Consider the following 17346-nt stretch of genomic DNA (forward strand, 5'->3'; position numbering starts at 1 on the left):
TCATCTGGGGAGATGGACATGTCCTTTGTCATTGCTGTGCCTGAATTCGTCGAAGCGGCGGCCGAGCAGTTAGCCGGTATCCGCTCGTCATTGGTTGACGTCAGTTCTGCTGCGGCAGGCGCGACGACCGAACTTATGCCCGCAGCCGCGGACGAAGTGTCGGCCGCGATCGCGCGGCTGTTCGGCACCCTGGGTACGGACTACCAGGCTGTCAGCGCCCAAGCGACGGCGTACCACCAAGAGTTCGTCGCGATGATGACCCAGAGTGCGACCGCCTACGCGGCCGCCGAAGCGGTCAACGGTTCAGCCCTGCTGAGCCTCGACGGCTTCTTGTCGGCGCTGCAGAATGGTTTCGCCAACCTGGCTGCCCAGATCAACGGCGCCTTGAGCACAGGCTTCGGTATTCCCGGCCTGGGCGCTCAACTCGGTGGGTCCGGGTCCCTGATGGGCAGCCTGGACGCCGGCGCGGCCCTGCGTGCACTGACCTCGCTACCCAACCTCGGCGCTGGACTGGCTCTTCAGACCGGCGGGGCTCTCTCGTCGGGTCTGGGAGCAGGACTCGCCCAGACCGGACAGGCCATCGCCAACTCGGGCGTGGCTCTGCAGAGTCTCGGCGCCAGCCTGTCGGGCAGCGGCGCCGCGTTGTTCGGACCCGCCAACGCTGCCCTCGAAACGTTCTTGAGCACCGGAATCGGTGCGAATTTGTCTGCCGCGTTCACGGGCAGCCTCAACGCGAACTTCTCTGGCCTCACCGAGCTCGCCCAGACCGGCGGAATGCTCGTCGGCAACTTCTTCGGCACCCTGTCCGGACTGGCCACCAACTTCGGTGCCACCCTTCCCGCACTCGGCGCCCAGTTCAGCGGCGCACTCAACGCCGCGATCAGCGGTGGCCTGCCGGCATTCCAGGCGGGACTGAACGGACTGATCAGCGCGGGCCAGAATCTGGCCGGCAGCTTCAGCGCCGCCCTGCCGGCGTTGGCCGGACAACTCAACGGCGCATTGTCCGGGGCCTTCGGCACCGGCTTGGCCAGCCTCAACGCGGCGCTCAACGCCGCCCTCAGCGGTGGCCTGCCCACGCTGCAGGCTGGACTCAGCGGCCTGATCAACGCGGGACAGAACCTCGCAGCGAACTTCAGCGCCACCCTGCCGGCGCTGTCCGCAGCGCTCAACGGGGCTCTCTCAGGCAGCTTCGAAGCCAGCCTTGCCGGCCTGGAAGCCGCGCTGTCCGGCACCCTGAGCCTGCCGGCCCTGTCAGCGGCTCTGGAGGGCCTGGTCCAGACCGGCGCGAGCCTGGCTGGCAACTTCCCGGCCCTAGCAGCACAACTCGCGGGCAACTTCGGCACCGGCCTGGCAAGTCTGAACACCGCCCTCAACGCCGCGTTCAACGCCGCACTCAGTGGTGCTCCGGCATTCCAGGGCGCCCTGAACGCTCTGCTCAGCGCAGGGCAGAACCTGGCCGCCAACTTCAGCGCAGCCTTCCCGGCACTGTCGGCATCGCTTTCCGGAGCGCTGTCCGGCAACCTCAGTGCCAGCCTGGCCGGCCTGTCGGCCGCCCTCAACGGCGCCTTCACCGGCGGACTGAACGGCCTGACCGCCGCATTGAACGCCGCTTTCGGCGGTGGACTGCCGTCGTTCTCCGCCGCGCTCAACGCCCTGGCTCAGACCGGAGCCAACCTTGCCGCCCAGCTCAGTGGCAGCTTCGGCACCGGACTCGCCGCCCTGAACGCTGCCCTGAACAACACCTTGGCTGCCGCGCTGAATGGCGCACTGTCCGCCGGCTTCTCCGCCACGTTCCCCGCGCTGAGTGCCGCGTTCCAGGGTGCGCTCAACGCCGCGTTGTCGGGCAGCCTGCCCGCGTTCCAGGCTTCCCTGGGCGCCCTGAACGGGGCGTTCCAGGCGGCCTTGAGCGCCGCGTTCGCCGGAGCACCCGCGCTGACGGGCGCCCTGAATGCGCTGGTCACGGCGGGCCAGAACCTCGCCGCCACCTTCGCTGGTGCCCTGCCGGCGTTGGCTGCCCAGCTCTCCGGGGCCTTCGGGGCGACCCTGCCGACCCTGTCGGCCGCGTTCACCGGGGCCATCAACGCCGCCCTGTCGGGCAGCCTGCCCGCCTTCCAAGCGAGCTTGGGTGCCCTGTCCGGGGCGTTCAACGCCGCCCTGTCCGCCGCGTTCGCCGGAGCCCCGGCCCTGCAAGCCGGCCTCAACGCCCTGCTCAACGCCGGAGCCAACCTGGCCGCCAGCTTCACCGGCGCCTTCCCCGCCCTGGCCGCTCAGTTGTCGGCCGCGTTCGGAGGGGCCCTGCCCGCGCTCAACGCCGCCTTCTCCGCCACCCTGAGCGCCGCACTCAGCGGCAGTCTGCCGGCCTTCCAGGCCTCCCTGGGCGCCCTGAACACCGCGTTCCAGGCCGCCCTGAACGCCGCCCTGTCCGGCGCACCAGCCCTGCAAGCCGGCCTCAACGCCCTGCTCAACGCCGGAGCCAACCTGGCCGCCAACCTCGCCGCCGCCTTCCCCAACCTCTCCGCCGCCCTCAACGCCGCCCTGAGCCTCAACCTGAATCTGGCTGGTTTGTCGGCAGCGTTGAACGCCGCCCTGGGAGGCAGCCTCAACGGCCTGTCCGCGGCACTGAACGCGGCGTTCTCCGGTGCCCTGCCGGCGTTCTCGGCCTCCCTGGGCGCGATCAACACCGCCTTCCAGGGCGCCCTGAACGCCGCCCTGTCGGGCAGCCTGCCCGCGTTCCAGGCTTCCCTGGGCGCCCTGAACGGGGCGTTGCAGGCCGCCTTGTCCGCCGCCCTCAGTGGGGCCCCGGCCCTGTCCGCCGGGTTCAACGCCCTGCTGGCCGCCAGCCAGAACCTCGCCGCCACCTTCGCTGGTGCCCTGCCGGCGTTGGCTGCCCAGCTCTCCGGGGCCTTCGGGGCGACCCTGCCGACCCTGTCGGCCGCGTTCACCGGGGCCCTCAACGCCGCCCTGTCGGGCAGCCTGCCCGCCTTCCAAGCGAGCTTGGGTGCCCTGTCCGGGGCGTTCAACGCCGCCCTGTCCGCCGCGTTCGCCGGAGCCCCGGCCCTGCAAGCCGGCCTCAACGCCCTGCTCAACGCCGGAGCCAACCTGGCCGCCAGCTTCACCGGCGCCTTCCCCGCCCTGGCCGCGCAGTTGTCAGCCGCGTTCGGAGGCGCCCTGCCCGCGCTCAACGCCGCCTTCTCCGCCACCCTGAGCGCCGCACTCAGCGGCAGTCTGCCGGCCTTCCAGGCCTCCCTGGGCGCCCTGAACACCGCGTTCCAGGCCGCCCTGAACGCCGCCCTGGCCGGGGCCCCGGCCTTCCAAGCCGGCCTGAGCGCCCTGATCACCGCCGGACAGAACCTGGCCGCGACCTTCGCCGGCGCCCTGCCGGCCCTCTCGGCCAGCTTCACCGCCTCCCTGCCCGCGCTCAACGCCGCCCTCTCCGCAGCACTGAACGCCGCCTTCTCCGGCAGCCTGCCCGCCTTCCAGGCCTCCCTGGCCGCCCTGTCCGGCGCCTTCAACGCCGCCCTGAACGCCGCCCTGTCCGGCGCACCAGCCCTGCAAGCCGGCCTCAACGCCCTGCTCAACGCCGGAGCCAACCTGGCCGCCAACCTCGCCGCCGCCTTCCCCAACCTCTCCGCCGCGTTGAACGCCATGATCAACATCAACCTCGACCTGGCCGGACTCTCGGCGGCCTTGTCCGGGGCGCTCTCGGGCAGCCTCAACGGCCTGTCCGCGGCACTGAACGCGGCGTTCTCCGGTGCCCTGCCGGCGTTCTCGGCCTCCCTGGGCGCGATCAACACCGCCTTCCAGGGCGCCCTGAACGCCGCCCTGTCGGGCAGCCTGCCCGCCTTCCAAGCGAGCTTGGGGGCCCTGAACGGGGCGTTGCAGGCCGCCTTGTCCGCCGCCCTCAGTGGGGCCCCGGCCCTGTCCGCCGGGTTCAACGCCCTGCTGGCCGCCAGCCAGAACCTCGCCGCCACCTTCGCTGGTGCCCTGCCGGCGTTGGCTGCCCAGCTCTCCGGGGCCTTCGGGGCGACCCTGCCGACCCTGTCGGCCGCGTTCACCGGGGCCCTCAACGCCGCCCTGTCGGGCAGCCTGCCCGCCTTCCAAGCGAGCTTGGGTGCCCTGTCCGGGGCGTTCAACGCCGCCCTGTCCGCCGCGTTCGCCGGAGCCCCGGCCCTGCAAGCCGGCCTCAACGCCCTGCTCAACGCCGGAGCCAACCTGGCCGCCAGCTTCACCGGCGCCTTCCCCGCCCTGGCCGCTCAGTTGTCAGCCGCGTTCGGAGGCGCCCTGCCCGCGCTCAACGCCGCCTTCTCCGCCACCCTGAGCGCCGCACTCAGCGGCAGTCTGCCGGCCTTCCAGGCCTCCCTGGGCGCCCTGAACACCGCGTTCCAGGCCGCCCTGAACGCCGCCCTGGCCGGGGCCCCGGCCTTCCAAGCCGGCCTGAGCGCCCTGATCACCGCCGGACAGAACCTGGCCGCGACCTTCGCCGGCGCCCTGCCGGCCCTCTCGGCCAGCTTCACCGCCTCCCTGCCCGCGCTCAACGCCGCCCTCTCCGCAGCACTGAACGCCGCCTTCTCCGGCAGCCTGCCCGCCTTCCAGGCCTCCCTGGCCGCCCTGTCCGGCGCCTTCAACGCCGCCCTGAACGCCGCCCTGTCCGGCGCACCAGCCCTGCAAGCCGGCCTCAACGCCCTGCTCAACGCCGGAGCCAACCTGGCCGCCAACCTCGCCGCCGCCTTCCCCAACCTCTCCGCCGCGTTGAACGCCATGATCAACATCAACCTCGACCTGGCCGGACTCTCGGCGGCCTTGTCCGGGGCGCTCTCGGGCAGCCTCAACGGCCTGTCCGCGGCACTGAACGCGGCGTTCTCCGGTGCCCTGCCGGCGTTCTCGGCCTCCCTGGGCGCGATCAACACCGCCTTCCAGGGCGCCCTGAACGCCGCCCTGTCGGGCAGCCTGCCCGCGTTCCAGGCTTCCCTGGGCGCCCTGAACGGGGCGTTCCAGGCCGCCTTGAGCGCCGCGTTCGCCGGAGCACCCGCGCTGACGGGGGCCCTGAATGCGCTGGTCACGGCGGGCCAGAACCTCGCCGCCACCTTCGCTGGTGCCCTGCCGGCGTTGGCTGCCCAGCTCTCCGGGGCCTTCGGGGCGACCCTGCCGACCCTGTCGGCCGCGTTCACCGGGGCCCTCAACGCCGCCCTGTCGGGCAGCCTGCCCGCCTTCCAAGCGAGCTTGGGTGCCCTGTCCGGGGCGTTCAACGCCGCCCTGTCCGCCGCGTTCGCCGGAGCCCCGGCCCTGCAAGCCGGCCTCAACGCCCTGCTCAACGCCGGAGCCAACCTGGCCGCCAGCTTCACCGGCGCCTTCCCCGCCCTGGCCGCGCAGTTGTCAGCCGCGTTCGGAGGCGCCCTGCCCGCGCTCAACGCCGCCTTCTCCGCCACCCTGAGCGCCGCACTCAGCGGCAGTCTGCCGGCCTTCCAGGCCTCCCTGGGCGCCCTGAACACCGCGTTCCAGGCCGCCCTGAACGCCGCCCTGGCCGGGGCCCCGGCCTTCCAAGCCGGCCTGAGCGCCCTGATCACCGCCGGACAGAACCTGGCCGCGACCTTCGCCGGCGCCCTGCCGGCCCTCTCGGCCAGCTTCACCGCCTCCCTGCCCGCGCTCAACGCCGCCCTCTCCGCAGCACTGAACGCCGCCTTCTCCGGCAGCCTGCCCGCCTTCCAGGCCTCCCTGGCCGCCCTGTCCGGCGCCTTCAACGCCGCCCTGAACGCCGCCCTGTCCGGCGCACCAGCCCTGCAAGCCGGCCTCAACGCCCTGCTCAACGCCGGAGCCAACCTGGCCGCCAACCTCGCCGCCGCCTTCCCCAACCTCTCCGCCGCGTTGAACGCCATGATCAACATCAACCTCGACCTGGCCGGACTCTCGGCGGCCTTGTCCGGGGCGCTCTCGGGCAGCCTCAACGGCCTGTCCGCGGCACTGAACGCGGCGTTCTCCGGTGCCCTGCCGGCGTTCTCGGCCTCCCTGGGCGCGATCAACACCGCCTTCCAGGGCGCCCTGAACGCCGCCCTGTCGGGCAGCCTGCCCGCCTTCCAAGCGAGCTTGGGGGCCCTGAACGGGGCGTTGCAGGCCGCCTTGTCCGCCGCCCTCAGTGGGGCCCCGGCCCTGTCCGCCGGGTTCAACGCCCTGCTGGCCGCCAGCCAGAACCTCGCCGCCACCTTCGCTGGTGCCCTGCCGGCGTTGGCTGCCCAGCTCTCCGGGGCCTTCGGGGCGACCCTGCCGACCCTGTCGGCCGCGTTCACCGGGGCCCTCAACGCCGCCCTGTCGGGCAGCCTGCCCGCCTTCCAAGCGAGCTTGGGTGCCCTGTCCGGGGCGTTCAACGCCGCCCTGTCCGCCGCGTTCGCCGGAGCCCCGGCCCTGCAAGCCGGCCTCAACGCCCTGCTCAACGCCGGAGCCAACCTGGCCGCCAGCTTCACCGGCGCCTTCCCCGCCCTGGCCGCTCAGTTGTCAGCCGCGTTCGGAGGCGCCCTGCCCGCGCTCAACGCCGCCTTCTCCGCCACCCTGAGCGCCGCACTCAGCGGCAGTCTGCCGGCCTTCCAGGCCTCCCTGGGCGCCCTGAACACCGCGTTCCAGGCCGCCCTGAACGCCGCCCTGGCCGGGGCCCCGGCCTTCCAAGCCGGCCTGAGCGCCCTGATCACCGCCGGACAGAACCTGGCCGCGACCTTCGCCGGCGCCCTGCCGGCCCTCTCGGCCAGCTTCACCGCCTCCCTGCCCGCGCTCAACGCCGCCCTCTCCGCAGCACTGAACGCCGCCTTCTCCGGCAGCCTGCCCGCCTTCCAGGCCTCCCTGGCCGCCCTGTCCGGCGCCTTCAACGCCGCCCTGAACGCCGCCCTGTCCGGCGCACCAGCCCTGCAAGCCGGCCTCAACGCCCTGCTCAACGCCGGAGCCAACCTGGCCGCCAACCTCGCCGCCGCCTTCCCCAACCTCTCCGCCGCGTTGAACGCCATGATCAACATCAACCTCGACCTGGCCGGACTCTCGGCGGCCTTGTCCGGGGCGCTCTCGGGCAGCCTCAACGGCCTGTCCGCGGCACTGAACGCGGCGTTCTCCGGTGCCCTGCCGGCGTTCTCGGCCTCCCTGGGCGCGATCAACACCGCCTTCCAGGGCGCCCTGAACGCCGCCCTGTCGGGCAGCCTGCCCGCGTTCCAGGCTTCCCTGGGCGCCCTGAACGGGGCGTTCCAGGCCGCCTTGAGCGCCGCGTTCGCCGGAGCACCCGCGCTGACGGGGGCCCTGAATGCGCTGGTCACGGCGGGCCAGAACCTCGCCGCCTCCTTCGCTGGTGCCCTGCCGGCGTTGGCTGCCCAGCTCTCCGGGGCCTTCGGGGCGACCCTGCCGACCCTGTCGGCCGCGTTCACCGGGGCCCTCAACGCCGCCCTGTCGGGCAGCCTGCCCGCCTTCCAAGCGAGCTTGGGTGCCCTGTCCGGGGCGTTCAACGCCGCCCTGTCCGCCGCGTTCGCCGGAGCCCCGGCCCTGCAAGCCGGCCTCAACGCCCTGCTCAACGCCGGAGCCAACCTGGCCGCCAGCTTCACCGGCGCCTTCCCCGCCCTGGCCGCGCAGTTGTCAGCCGCGTTCGGAGGCGCCCTGCCCGCGCTCAACGCCGCCTTCTCCGCCACCCTGAGCGCCGCACTCAGCGGCAGTCTGCCGGCCTTCCAGGCCTCCCTGGGCGCCCTGAACACCGCGTTCCAGGCCGCCCTGAACGCCGCCCTGGCCGGGGCCCCGGCCTTCCAAGCCGGCCTGACCGCTCTGATCACCGCCGGACAGAACCTGGCCGCGACCTTCGCCGGCGCCCTGCCGGCCCTGTCCGCCAGCTTCACCGCCTCCCTGCCCGCGCTCAACGCCGCCCTCTCCGCAGCACTGAACGCCGCCTTCTCCGGCAGCCTGCCCGCCTTCCAGGCCTCCCTGGCCGCCCTGTCCGGCGCCTTCAACGCCGCCCTGAACGCCGCCCTGTCCGGCGCACCAGCCCTGCAAGCCGGCCTCAACGCCCTGCTCAACGCCGGAGCCAACCTGGCCGCCAACCTCGCCGCCGCCTTCCCCAACCTCTCCGCCGCGTTGAACGCCATGATCAACATCAACCTCGACCTGGCCGGACTCTCGGCGGCCTTGTCCGGGGCGCTCTCGGGCAGCCTCAACGGCCTGTCCGCGGCACTGAACGCGGCGTTCTCCGGTGCCCTGCCGGCGTTCTCGGCCTCCCTGGGCGCGATCAACACCGCCTTCCAGGGCGCCCTGAACGCCGCCCTGTCGGGCAGCCTGCCCGCCTTCCAAGCGAGCTTGGGGGCCCTGAACGGGGCGTTGCAGGCCGCCTTGTCCGCCGCCCTCAGTGGGGCCCCGGCCCTGTCCGCCGGGTTCAACGCCCTGCTGGCCGCCAGCCAGAACCTCGCCGCCACCTTCGCTGGTGCCCTGCCGGCGTTGGCTGCCCAGCTCTCCGGGGCCTTCGGGGCGACCCTGCCGACCCTGTCGGCCGCGTTCACCGGGGCCCTCAACGCCGCCCTGTCGGGCAGCCTGCCCGCCTTCCAAGCGAGCTTGGGTGCCCTGTCCGGGGCGTTCAACGCCGCCCTGTCCGCCGCGTTCGCCGGAGCCCCGGCCCTGCAAGCCGGCCTCAACGCCCTGCTCAACGCCGGAGCCAACCTGGCCGCCAGCTTCACCGGCGCCTTCCCCGCCCTGGCCGCTCAGTTGTCAGCCGCGTTCGGAGGCGCCCTGCCCGCGCTCAACGCCGCCTTCTCCGCCACCCTGAGCGCCGCACTCAGCGGCAGTCTGCCGGCCTTCCAGGCCTCCCTGGGCGCCCTGAACACCGCGTTCCAGGCCGCCCTGAACGCCGCCCTGGCCGGGGCCCCGGCCTTCCAAGCCGGCCTGAGCGCCCTGATCACCGCCGGACAGAACCTGGCCGCGACCTTCGCCGGCGCCCTGCCGGCCCTGTCCGCCAGCTTCACCGCCTCCCTGCCCGCGCTCAACGCCGCCCTCTCCGCAGCACTGAACGCCGCCTTCTCCGGCAGCCTGCCCGCCTTCCAGGCCTCCCTGGCCGCCCTGTCCGGCGCCTTCAACGCCGCCCTGAACGCCGCCCTGTCCGGCGCACCAGCCCTGCAAGCCGGCCTCAACGCCCTGCTCAACGCCGGAGCCAACCTGGCCGCCAACCTCGCCGCCGCCTTCCCCAACCTCTCCGCCGCGTTGAACGCCATGATCAACATCAACCTCGACCTGGCCGGACTCTCCGCCGCCCTCAACAGCGGCATCACCGGCCTGGTTAACGCGGGTGGAGCACTATCGGCGGGCCTGGCCTCGAGCCTGTCCGGCTTGACCCAGACCGGCGCGGTGATCACCAACAACCTCCTGGCGGCGCTGACCGGCAGCGGCCAGACGGGTGCCACGGTGGCCGGCATCTGGCTCAACGCGCTCAACCAGGCGGCCGCGGTCTTCAACAACGCCCTGGGCGCCAGCTTCGGGGCCAGCCTGTCGGGATTCGGTCAGACCGGCGGAGCCCTTGTCGCGGGCTTCGAGAACGCCCTGGCGGGCCTCACGCAGACCGGCGGAACACTGCTGACGTCGCTCAACAACGCCGGGTTGGGCCTGAGCGCCTCGATTCGCGACATCCTGCTGAACCTGCAGCTGGCGCTGCAGGCCGCGCTGAACGCCAGCTTCGGCGTCTCGGTCGGCACCTAGAATCTGAGCCCCCGACGACGCGGCACCGGAAATCAGGCGGCAGCTTGACGTCCGGTGCCGCGTCCTTGGGTCGCAAGTCCAGACCGCTACACCGCGGCGGCGCGCCGGGAGTAGCGCTGCAACGCCGATCGCGCTCGAGCGACCACCTCGGCTCCGTCGCGTTCGGACTCACCGTGGGAGTCGACGCGCTCCATGCGCGGGCCTACTGCAGCGCAGTCAGTTGACCGGGTTGGAGCAGGATAATTTCCCCTTCGGTCTGCGGCCGGTGCAGGAACGCAACGTCATTCCCCGGCGCCGAGCCGAGCAAGCAATCACGTCACGTAGCGCAGGCTGAGCCACGGTTGGGTCCAGTCCCCTACTCGGCCCCAGTGATCCAGTACGTCGTCGAACAGTTGCGCCGCCGCAGCGGGATCACCGTGCACGGCACGAGCTGCGGCAGCCTCCATCGACGCGATGCCGGACCACCCGGAATTCTGTACATCCCCGGCCGGGCTCGCCGCCTCGTCGAAGAGGGCCCGTGCCCCCGCTTCGGAGGTATCAGGCCGCGGTGTTGGTGTACGCCATTGATTGGGCAACCTGCTGGGGCAACGTGTTCAGCAGGAACGGAATTATCCCGCCGAACTCGGTCCCACCAAGCGGCACGGTGATGTCCGGTAGACCCGGAATCGGCAGTATCTGACTCAATTCCGCCGTAGCCGTGATGCCGTGCGGCGGAACAAGAATGCCGGTGAAGGGCAGGTGAGCGGTAACCGGGATGGTGACGGGAAGGCCGAGCAGCGTCAGAGTCACCGGCAGCGGCTGATCGAGCAAAACCTCACCGTTGAGGAAACCGTTCAGGATAAATGCCGGGGTATTGCCTATCGCGTTAGCCGCTCCCCACAGGTTGCCGGTGGCCAGCGAGCCTGAGAAGGCGTAGGCACCCTCCGCCAGCCCGTTCAAACCGGCGAACGGCGGGCCCAGGATGGCGAAGCCGAGTTGCAACGGCAAACCGAAAATGGCCTCGCCGGTCAGACTCGGAGGCAGACCCAGCGTCAGCGCGAAGTCCGCCGAGACGCCTGCGTTGGTCAGCGTGTTGATTCCGTTGGCGATGTTCTGCGCCATCATCCCCGGTATCGAGCCCGCCGGGATCAGGCTGGCGGCTCCCTGTACCTGCTGGCCAAGCGCCGTCAGGATGGGCAGCAGAGCTCCGGCCGGACCTTCGACCCCGATCGGTCCCGAGATCACAACGGAAGGCGGCAGAGCCACGTCCACCGTGATCCCCAGACCGCTCGTGTCGAACCCGGTGATGAACAGGTCAACGAGCGAGCGCGCCCCGTACTGCACCGCCTGGGAATACTGGCCCTGCTGTATCGCCAGGCCGGCCAGGTTCAGGTCCCGCTGGAAGGTCGGGAACGTCTGCTGGATGCCCTGGCCGAACTCCGACAGTTGCGTGCCCAGCGTGGTGTAGAAGCCGGTGGTGCCGTTGACGAACGCCTGAACGCCGACCGCCGGGTTGATTCTCGAAGCTTCCTGCAGAGCGAGCTGGAAGTTCGCCGGCACATTGCCCGGGAAGCCCTGGAGGTTGAGGGCGAGCGCATTTCCGGCCAACTGCGCGTAGTGGGCCTGATTCACCGCGATCTGGTTCAGGATCGGGAACGGGCGATAGTTGGCTCCGAGGTCACTCAGATTCCGGACGGTGTTGTCGAAAAGGACCTGATACGGGTTGGGGTAGGCCGCTACGCCGGGGGTGGCGACCTGCGGGAACAGCAGATTCTGCAGAGAGGTTCCCAGGCCCCCGATGATCGGGCCCAGCTGTCCGGTCGCCCCACTGAGCTCGCCGAGAACCGACGTGAGGGTGGTGGGCGACAACAGCGACGGCACCGACGGCAGAACGAAGTTGATGCCGCCCAGGTTGAACCCCCCGGTGCCGCCGGTCAGCGGGCTCAGGAGACCACCGAGCAACCCTTGTCCACCAGTGGTGGTGGTTCCGCCGGTGATGCCACCGCCCAGCAGGCCGCCCAGCAGCCCGCTGAGGGGGTCGGTGGGTGCTGCCGTCGGCATACCGGACGTGCCACTCAGCAGAATCCGCTCGACGTTGGCGAGTTCGGCGTCGACGTAGGCTGCTGCCCCGCCGTTGAGGAGGCGGATGAACTCGGCATGAAACGCCGCCGCCTGGGAGTTGAGCGCCTGGAATTCCTGTCCATAGGTTCCGAACAGTCGCGAGATCGCTGCCGAGATTTCGTCTGCGGCCGCCTGGGCGATTCCCGTCGTCGGCGCAGCGGCTGCCTCCGCAGCCGAGCCGACCGACGAGCGAATTCCATCCAGCTGCCCGGCAGCCGCGGTCACGAGATCCGGCTCGATCACGAATGACATATTCAACCCCCGTCGAAGTACACCCGATGTAGCCGCGGAGGTACCCGATTCAGGGAGATCCCAAACCTCAGTTCAGCAGGTCAGAGTGAGGCACCGGTCACTGCGGTGAGACCGTCGAATTTGAATACAAACGGCGTTCGTGGAGCAGTGGTCACGCGATGGCGTTGGCGAGCTGCGCGGGCGCGTAGCTCAGCAACGCGGGGATGATGCCGCCGGCAGGTGTGCCGCCGAGGGTGATGGAAACCTTGCCGATGACCGGGGCGTCGACGACGGCAACCAGCGGCCGCAGAGGCGCCAGAATACCTCCGACGGGTATGTCGAGCGTCACCGGAATGCCCGCCGTGGCCGACAGCGGGAGCGCCAGCGGAAGCTCGGCCTCGCCGTTGAGGAAGCCGTTGACGATATTGGCTGGGGCACCGACCAGTGCGGTCGCCGCCGCCTGCACGTTTCCGGCCCGCAAAGCATCGGTGATGGTCGTGGCGCTGTCCGCGAACGCGAGTGCGGTGGTGATGGGAGACCCCACCGCGTTGAGAGTCATCGCGAGCGGCAGTCCGACGGTGGCTGACCCGGTGAATTCCGCAGTATCGATCGTGAAGGCGATATTGGTGTCCAGCACCGTTCTGACCACATTGGTGAAGTTCTGCGCGATGTTGCCCGGGATGGCCAACGGCGGGAACAGGTCTCCGATGGTGCCGAGCAGCTGAATGTTCGCGAAGTCACTGGCGTTGATGCCGCTGACGAACAGACCCACCAACGCACCCGCCACGTCGCCGGCCCGCAGGCTCGCAGGCACATTGGCCAGCCCAATCGTGAAGTCCCGGGTGGCACTGGTGAGCGCCGTAAAGGTCAGCGACGCGTAATTGAACTGGTTGGTGAGGAACTGGTTTAGGAATGGCACGGGATCGGCCAGCCACGTATCGCCGATGCTCTGCAGGTTGGCGCGCGTGTTGTTCAGCAGGTCTTGATATGGCCCCAGAGGCGAAGCGGTGCTCGCAGCGGAGTAGGACATCGCGGCCGCACCTGGTGAGCCGCCCGTGCCGAACAGCCCGTTGGTGCCGGGGTTGCCCGGAACTCCCGCGGCGCCTCCGCCCGGGGTTCCACCGGGACCGGCTGCGCCGCCGGCGCCGCCGGTACCGAATAACGTGGCATTACCGCCGTCACCGCCGTTGGCACCGGTCCCGCCTGATGCGCCAACGCTTCCGCGGGGTCCGCCGCCTCCACCGGCCCCGCCGTCACCGCCATTGCCGTACAGCAGTCCGCCATCGCCGCCGACGCCGGCGGTGCCGCCGGCACCGCCCTTACCGAGGGTGGAACCGCCTACTCCGCCGGTACCACCGGCCCCACCTGCGCCACCGTTGCCGACCAGCAAACCGGCGGTGCCGCCGTTACCACCCGCGCCGCCCGCGCCGCCGGCGAGGGCAAGGAAGCCGCTGCCGCCGGCACCGGCGGCGCCGCCGGTGCCACCGTTACCGAACAAGCCGGCATTACCGCCGGCACCACCGTCGCCGCCGGCGCCAGCTCCGCCGATACCGCCGGCCCCACCTGTGCCGCCGGCCCCACCGGCCCCGCCGTTACCACCGAAAAGTCCGCCGCTGCCACCGGCCCCACCGAAGCCACCACTGAGACCGATGACGTTGGCAACGGCAACGCCGGCGCCGCCGGCCGCGCCATTCCCGCCGGAGCCGTAGAGCCCGACGCTGCCGCCGCTACCGCCGGCCGCGCTGGCGGCGCCACCGGCCGCACCGCCATTGCCACCCTGGCCAATCATGGTGTTTCCGCCGGCACCACCCGCACCCGCAAGGCTCGAGCCGCCGTCGCCCCCGTCGCCGAAGAAGGCGTTACCGCCGGCACCGCCGGCCGCTGTGTCACTGGACGCGCCATTGCCGCCATTGCCGAACAGACCGCCGGCCGCACCCGCCTGCCCGGACCCTGCGCCGCCGTCACCACCGTTGCCGTAGAAGACTCCCGCACGGCCCGCGGTGCCGCCGGTCGGGCCACTGCCGCCGTTGCCACCGTCACCGAACAGCACGGCATTCCCGCCGGCACCGCCGGCTCCGGTCCCGGTCGCGCCGACGCCGCCGGCACCGCCAGCACCGCCATTGCCGAACAACAAACCACCGGTTCCCCCGGCGCCGCCGGCCCCGCCAGCCGCCGCTCCACCGCCGCCGGCCCCGCCGATGCCGCCGTTGCCGATCAACCCCGCGGCTCCACCGTTGCCGCCGGCGCCGCCCGAGGGCCCACCCGCACCGCCGTTGCCGCCATTGCCGTAGAGGAGCCCGCCCGGCGCCCCGTTGGTTCCCGCGTTCGACCCGGTCCCGTCCTGGCCGTTGGCGCCGTTGCCGATCAGCGGGCGACCCAACAGCGACTGGGTGGGCGCGTTCACCGCGTCGAGCACGGCCTGCAGCGGTGACGCATTGGCCGCCTCGGCCGCGGCGTAGGCCGCCGCACCGCCGTTCAGCAAACTCACGAATTCGGCGTGAAACGCTGTCGCCTGGCTGTTGAGCGCTTGGAACTGCTCGCCGTAACTGCCGAACAACTGCGAGATGGCCGCCGATATCTCATCGCCCGCAGCAACGGCCAGACTCGTCGTGGGACCCGCCGCGGCCGAGGCTGCCGCGCCCAGTGCCGTGCGAATCCCTGCCAGATTGTCCGCTGCGGCTGTAACCAGATCAGGCGTAGCAACCAAATACGACATAGCGGGCTCCCCTCGCTGCACTGCGGTGTTCACCTGACGGTCATCAGGGCACGAGGCAGCCTAATGCCGACGCATATCGCTGCGTGGCAAAACCGACGGATTCACACCGGAACCTTCGACTGCTCATCAACAGGAGCGTCTTGGCGCACCCGATCACACCGGCGGCAGCGGCGGGATCACCGGCGCCGGACCACCGAGTGCAGCGGCAAGGCTTCGGGGCAGGAAGTCCAGCAGGCCCGGAATGAGGCCACCGATCGGCGTGCCGGTGACGGTCGAGTTGAAGGTCAGGCCCGGGACACCGAGAAGTCCGCTGGCGTCCACGAGCGCGGTGTACGGCGCGGCAGGAACGAGCAGCCCGCTCAACGGAAGATTGAGGGTGGTTGGGGCACCCAACGCCTCTATCGTGATCGGCAGGGTCAGCTGACCGTTGAGAAACCCATCCGCAAAAGCCGCGGGCGCGCCGAAGACCGCCGCCGTCGCCCCGAATGGGTTGCCGCTCTGAATTGCGGTCGTAAACGTTGTCGCGCTGACGGCCAACGCGTGGAGGCCGTTCGCCGGGGCACCCAGCGCCTCGATGCCCAGGGCCAGCGGCAGTCCCATGTGAGCGTCGATCGTGACCCCAAGACCGAACGGGCCGTTGGGGTCGACGATCAGTCCGACCGTCGAGGTGACACCGGTGTCCGTCAGGGTGCTCACCACATTGGTCAGATGCTGCGACACTTGCGCCGGGATCGAGCCCGCCGGAAGCAAGTTGGTGAAGTCCTGCGCCATCTGACCGGGAATAGAGAAGATCGGCAACAGGTCGCCGACCGCACCAGTCGGCGTCACGGTGATGACACCATCAGCGCCGGTAACGGTGTTGAAGCCCGAGAAGAACGGGTTGAGGAACCCCCCGCCGATGAGTTGCAGGCCACCGGTGACATCACCGACGGCGAATGCCTGCGACGCAGCCTGAAAGCTCGACGGCAGCGCGCTGAACCCGGCGACGAGGTCGTTGCCGGCATTCTGCAGCGACCCGGCGACCACCTGCGCGAAACCGATCTGCTGGTCGACGAAACCCTGCACCGCCGCCAGCGGGTTGATCGTCGGAAGCGCGGACAAACCGGCCTGGATGCTGGCCGGCGCATTCGCCAGACCGCTCAAAATTTGCGGCCCGTAACCCGACAGGTTCGCGGCCAGCTGGCTCAGAACCGGCGCGGGACTGGCGGCCAGCGCGCCACCAAGAGCCTGCAGGTTCCCGGCCGTGTTCACCAACAGCGCCTGGTACGGCGCGGCCACCGCGTCCGCGAACCCCGCTATGCCCGAACCGACCAGCGCCTGCGCGCCGGCCGCCTCGGCATTCGCATAGGCGCCCGCACCGGCATTCAGCAACCCCACGAACTCGTCGTGGAACGCCGTCGCCTGCGCGCTCATCGCCTGGAACTCCTGGCCGTGCGTTCCGAACAGTTGCGCGATCGCCGCCGAGACCTCGTCCGCACCGGCAGCCAGCACCGACGTCGTCGGACCCGCGGCTGCCGTCGTCGCCTCGCCCAGCGCCGAGCTGATTCCGGCCAAATTCTGCGCCGCTGCCGCAACCAACTCCGGCGCCGCCACCACATACGACATATCCATCTCCTCACTAGCCCGTTAGTGACCGGCGGTCATCCGCCGCCGCGAAGATGAATTTAAAGCGATATGAAACGCGTGTGCAAAAGCCTCAGCAGACTCGCAGTTTCCTGTAACCAGGCAGGCAGACAGCCGATATAGCCCAACCAGGGATGATCACATTCGGCGATGGTTTACATCTAAAATCGTCATGTCGACGGCCGGGTTCGCGCCGCAGTCCGGCCCGCGGAAATGTCTCGCCGGCAGCTACCTGTCACGGCGCAGCGTGCGCACCTCGGCGAGGAACTCACGCCGGAGTTCGGCGTCCGAGAACTCGCCGCGCCAGACGGTCGTGGTGGTTCGCGAATGCTCGGCGACCCCCCGAACATGCGTGCACAGGTGTGCGGCTTCCAGGTGCACCGCCACGCCACGAGGCTCGATCAGCGCAGTCAGCCCGTCAGCCACCTGCTCGCCGAGGCGCTCCTGAACCGTGAACCGGCGCGCGAACAGCCGGACCAATCGCGTCAGCTTGGAGATACCGATGATCTGGTCGCCCGCGATGTAACCGATGAAGGCGGTCCCGAAAAACGGCAACGCGTGGTGTTCGCAGAGGCAGTTGAAATCGATGGGCCCCTCGATGACCTGTGAGGGCGCGGCCTCGACGGCGTAGCCGCGTTCGGCGGGAAAGCTCGTCGCGAGCTTGGGATCACCGTCGTAACCGGCAGTGATGTCGTAGAGCGCCTTCAGGAACCTCTTCGGCGTGTCCCGGGTGCCCGGTGTCGCCAGGTCCAGGCCGAACGCGGTGAAGATCTCGGCGATCGAGGCCTCGAACCGCTCCCACTCAAACGGGGAGATCGAACGGGACGGACTGTCGAAGCACCGACTGGTCAGGTTTGCCGTCATCCCGGCGGCCGGGCCCGCCATCTCGATGACGTTGTCGGGTTGGCTGGCCACGTCCGTCATAAAGCCTCCTCGCCGATGGCGCGGGACAGCGGGATGGAATCTGTCAGCAAACTGACGAG

5 protein-coding genes and 1 pseudogene are annotated in these 17346 nt (G+C 70.6%); 1 reads left to right on the forward strand and 5 read right to left on the reverse strand.

What is annotated here, in order from left to right; genetic code table 11:
• Window positions 1-18 precede the first annotated feature (18 nt).
• On the forward strand, window positions 19-9693 hold the full coding sequence (locus tag QXK92_RS05845) for a PE family protein (RefSeq protein ID WP_306240721.1): 9675 nt from the start codon (window positions 19-21) through the stop codon (window positions 9691-9693).
• A 311-nt stretch (window positions 9694-10004) separates the two neighbouring features.
• Here QXK92_RS05845 and QXK92_RS05850 read toward each other — a convergent pair whose 3' ends face one another.
• The 5 genes and pseudogenes from QXK92_RS05850 to folE form a co-directional block, all read right to left on the reverse strand.
• Complete coding sequence (locus QXK92_RS05850) at window positions 10005-10139, reverse strand: hypothetical protein (RefSeq protein ID WP_306240723.1); 135 nt, start codon at window positions 10137-10139, stop codon at window positions 10005-10007.
• Between the two features lie 91 nt (window positions 10140-10230).
• Window positions 10231-12045 (reverse strand): PE family protein, encoded by a 1815-nt coding sequence (locus QXK92_RS05855; protein WP_306240724.1) that lies wholly within the window; start codon window positions 12043-12045, stop codon window positions 10231-10233.
• A 151-nt stretch (window positions 12046-12196) separates the two neighbouring features.
• Window positions 12197-14740, reverse strand: coding sequence for a PE family protein (locus tag QXK92_RS05860; protein WP_306240725.1), 2544 nt, complete (start codon window positions 14738-14740; stop codon window positions 12197-12199).
• A 1311-nt stretch (window positions 14741-16051) separates the two neighbouring features.
• Window positions 16052-16351 (reverse strand): annotated as a pseudogene (locus QXK92_RS34060) (PE family protein); the annotation flags it as partial.
• Window positions 16352-16591: 240 nt separating this feature from the next.
• Window positions 16592-17287, reverse strand: coding sequence for a GTP cyclohydrolase I (gene folE, locus QXK92_RS05870; RefSeq protein WP_306240727.1), 696 nt, complete (start codon window positions 17285-17287; stop codon window positions 16592-16594).
• Window positions 17288-17346: the final 59 nt, after the last annotated feature.

The organism is Mycobacterium sp. TY815 (genome assembly GCF_030755135.1).
Lineage (GTDB): Bacteria > Actinomycetota > Actinomycetes > Mycobacteriales > Mycobacteriaceae > Mycobacterium.

Bases quoted from the DNA above. Each gene is read 5' to 3' on its own strand.
- QXK92_RS05845 (WP_306240721.1), top strand. From the start codon at position 19: ATGTCCTTTGTCATTGCTGTGCCTGAATTCGTCGAAGCGGCGGCCGAG.
- QXK92_RS05850 (WP_306240723.1), bottom strand. From the start codon at position 10,139: ATGGAGGCTGCCGCAGCTCGTGCCGTGCACGGTGATCCCGCTGCGGCG.
- QXK92_RS05855 (WP_306240724.1), bottom strand. From the start codon at position 12,045: ATGTCATTCGTGATCGAGCCGGATCTCGTGACCGCGGCTGCCGGGCAG.
- QXK92_RS05860 (WP_306240725.1), bottom strand. From the start codon at position 14,740: ATGTCGTATTTGGTTGCTACGCCTGATCTGGTTACAGCCGCAGCGGAC.
- folE (WP_306240727.1), bottom strand. From the start codon at position 17,287: ATGACGGACGTGGCCAGCCAACCCGACAACGTCATCGAGATGGCGGGC.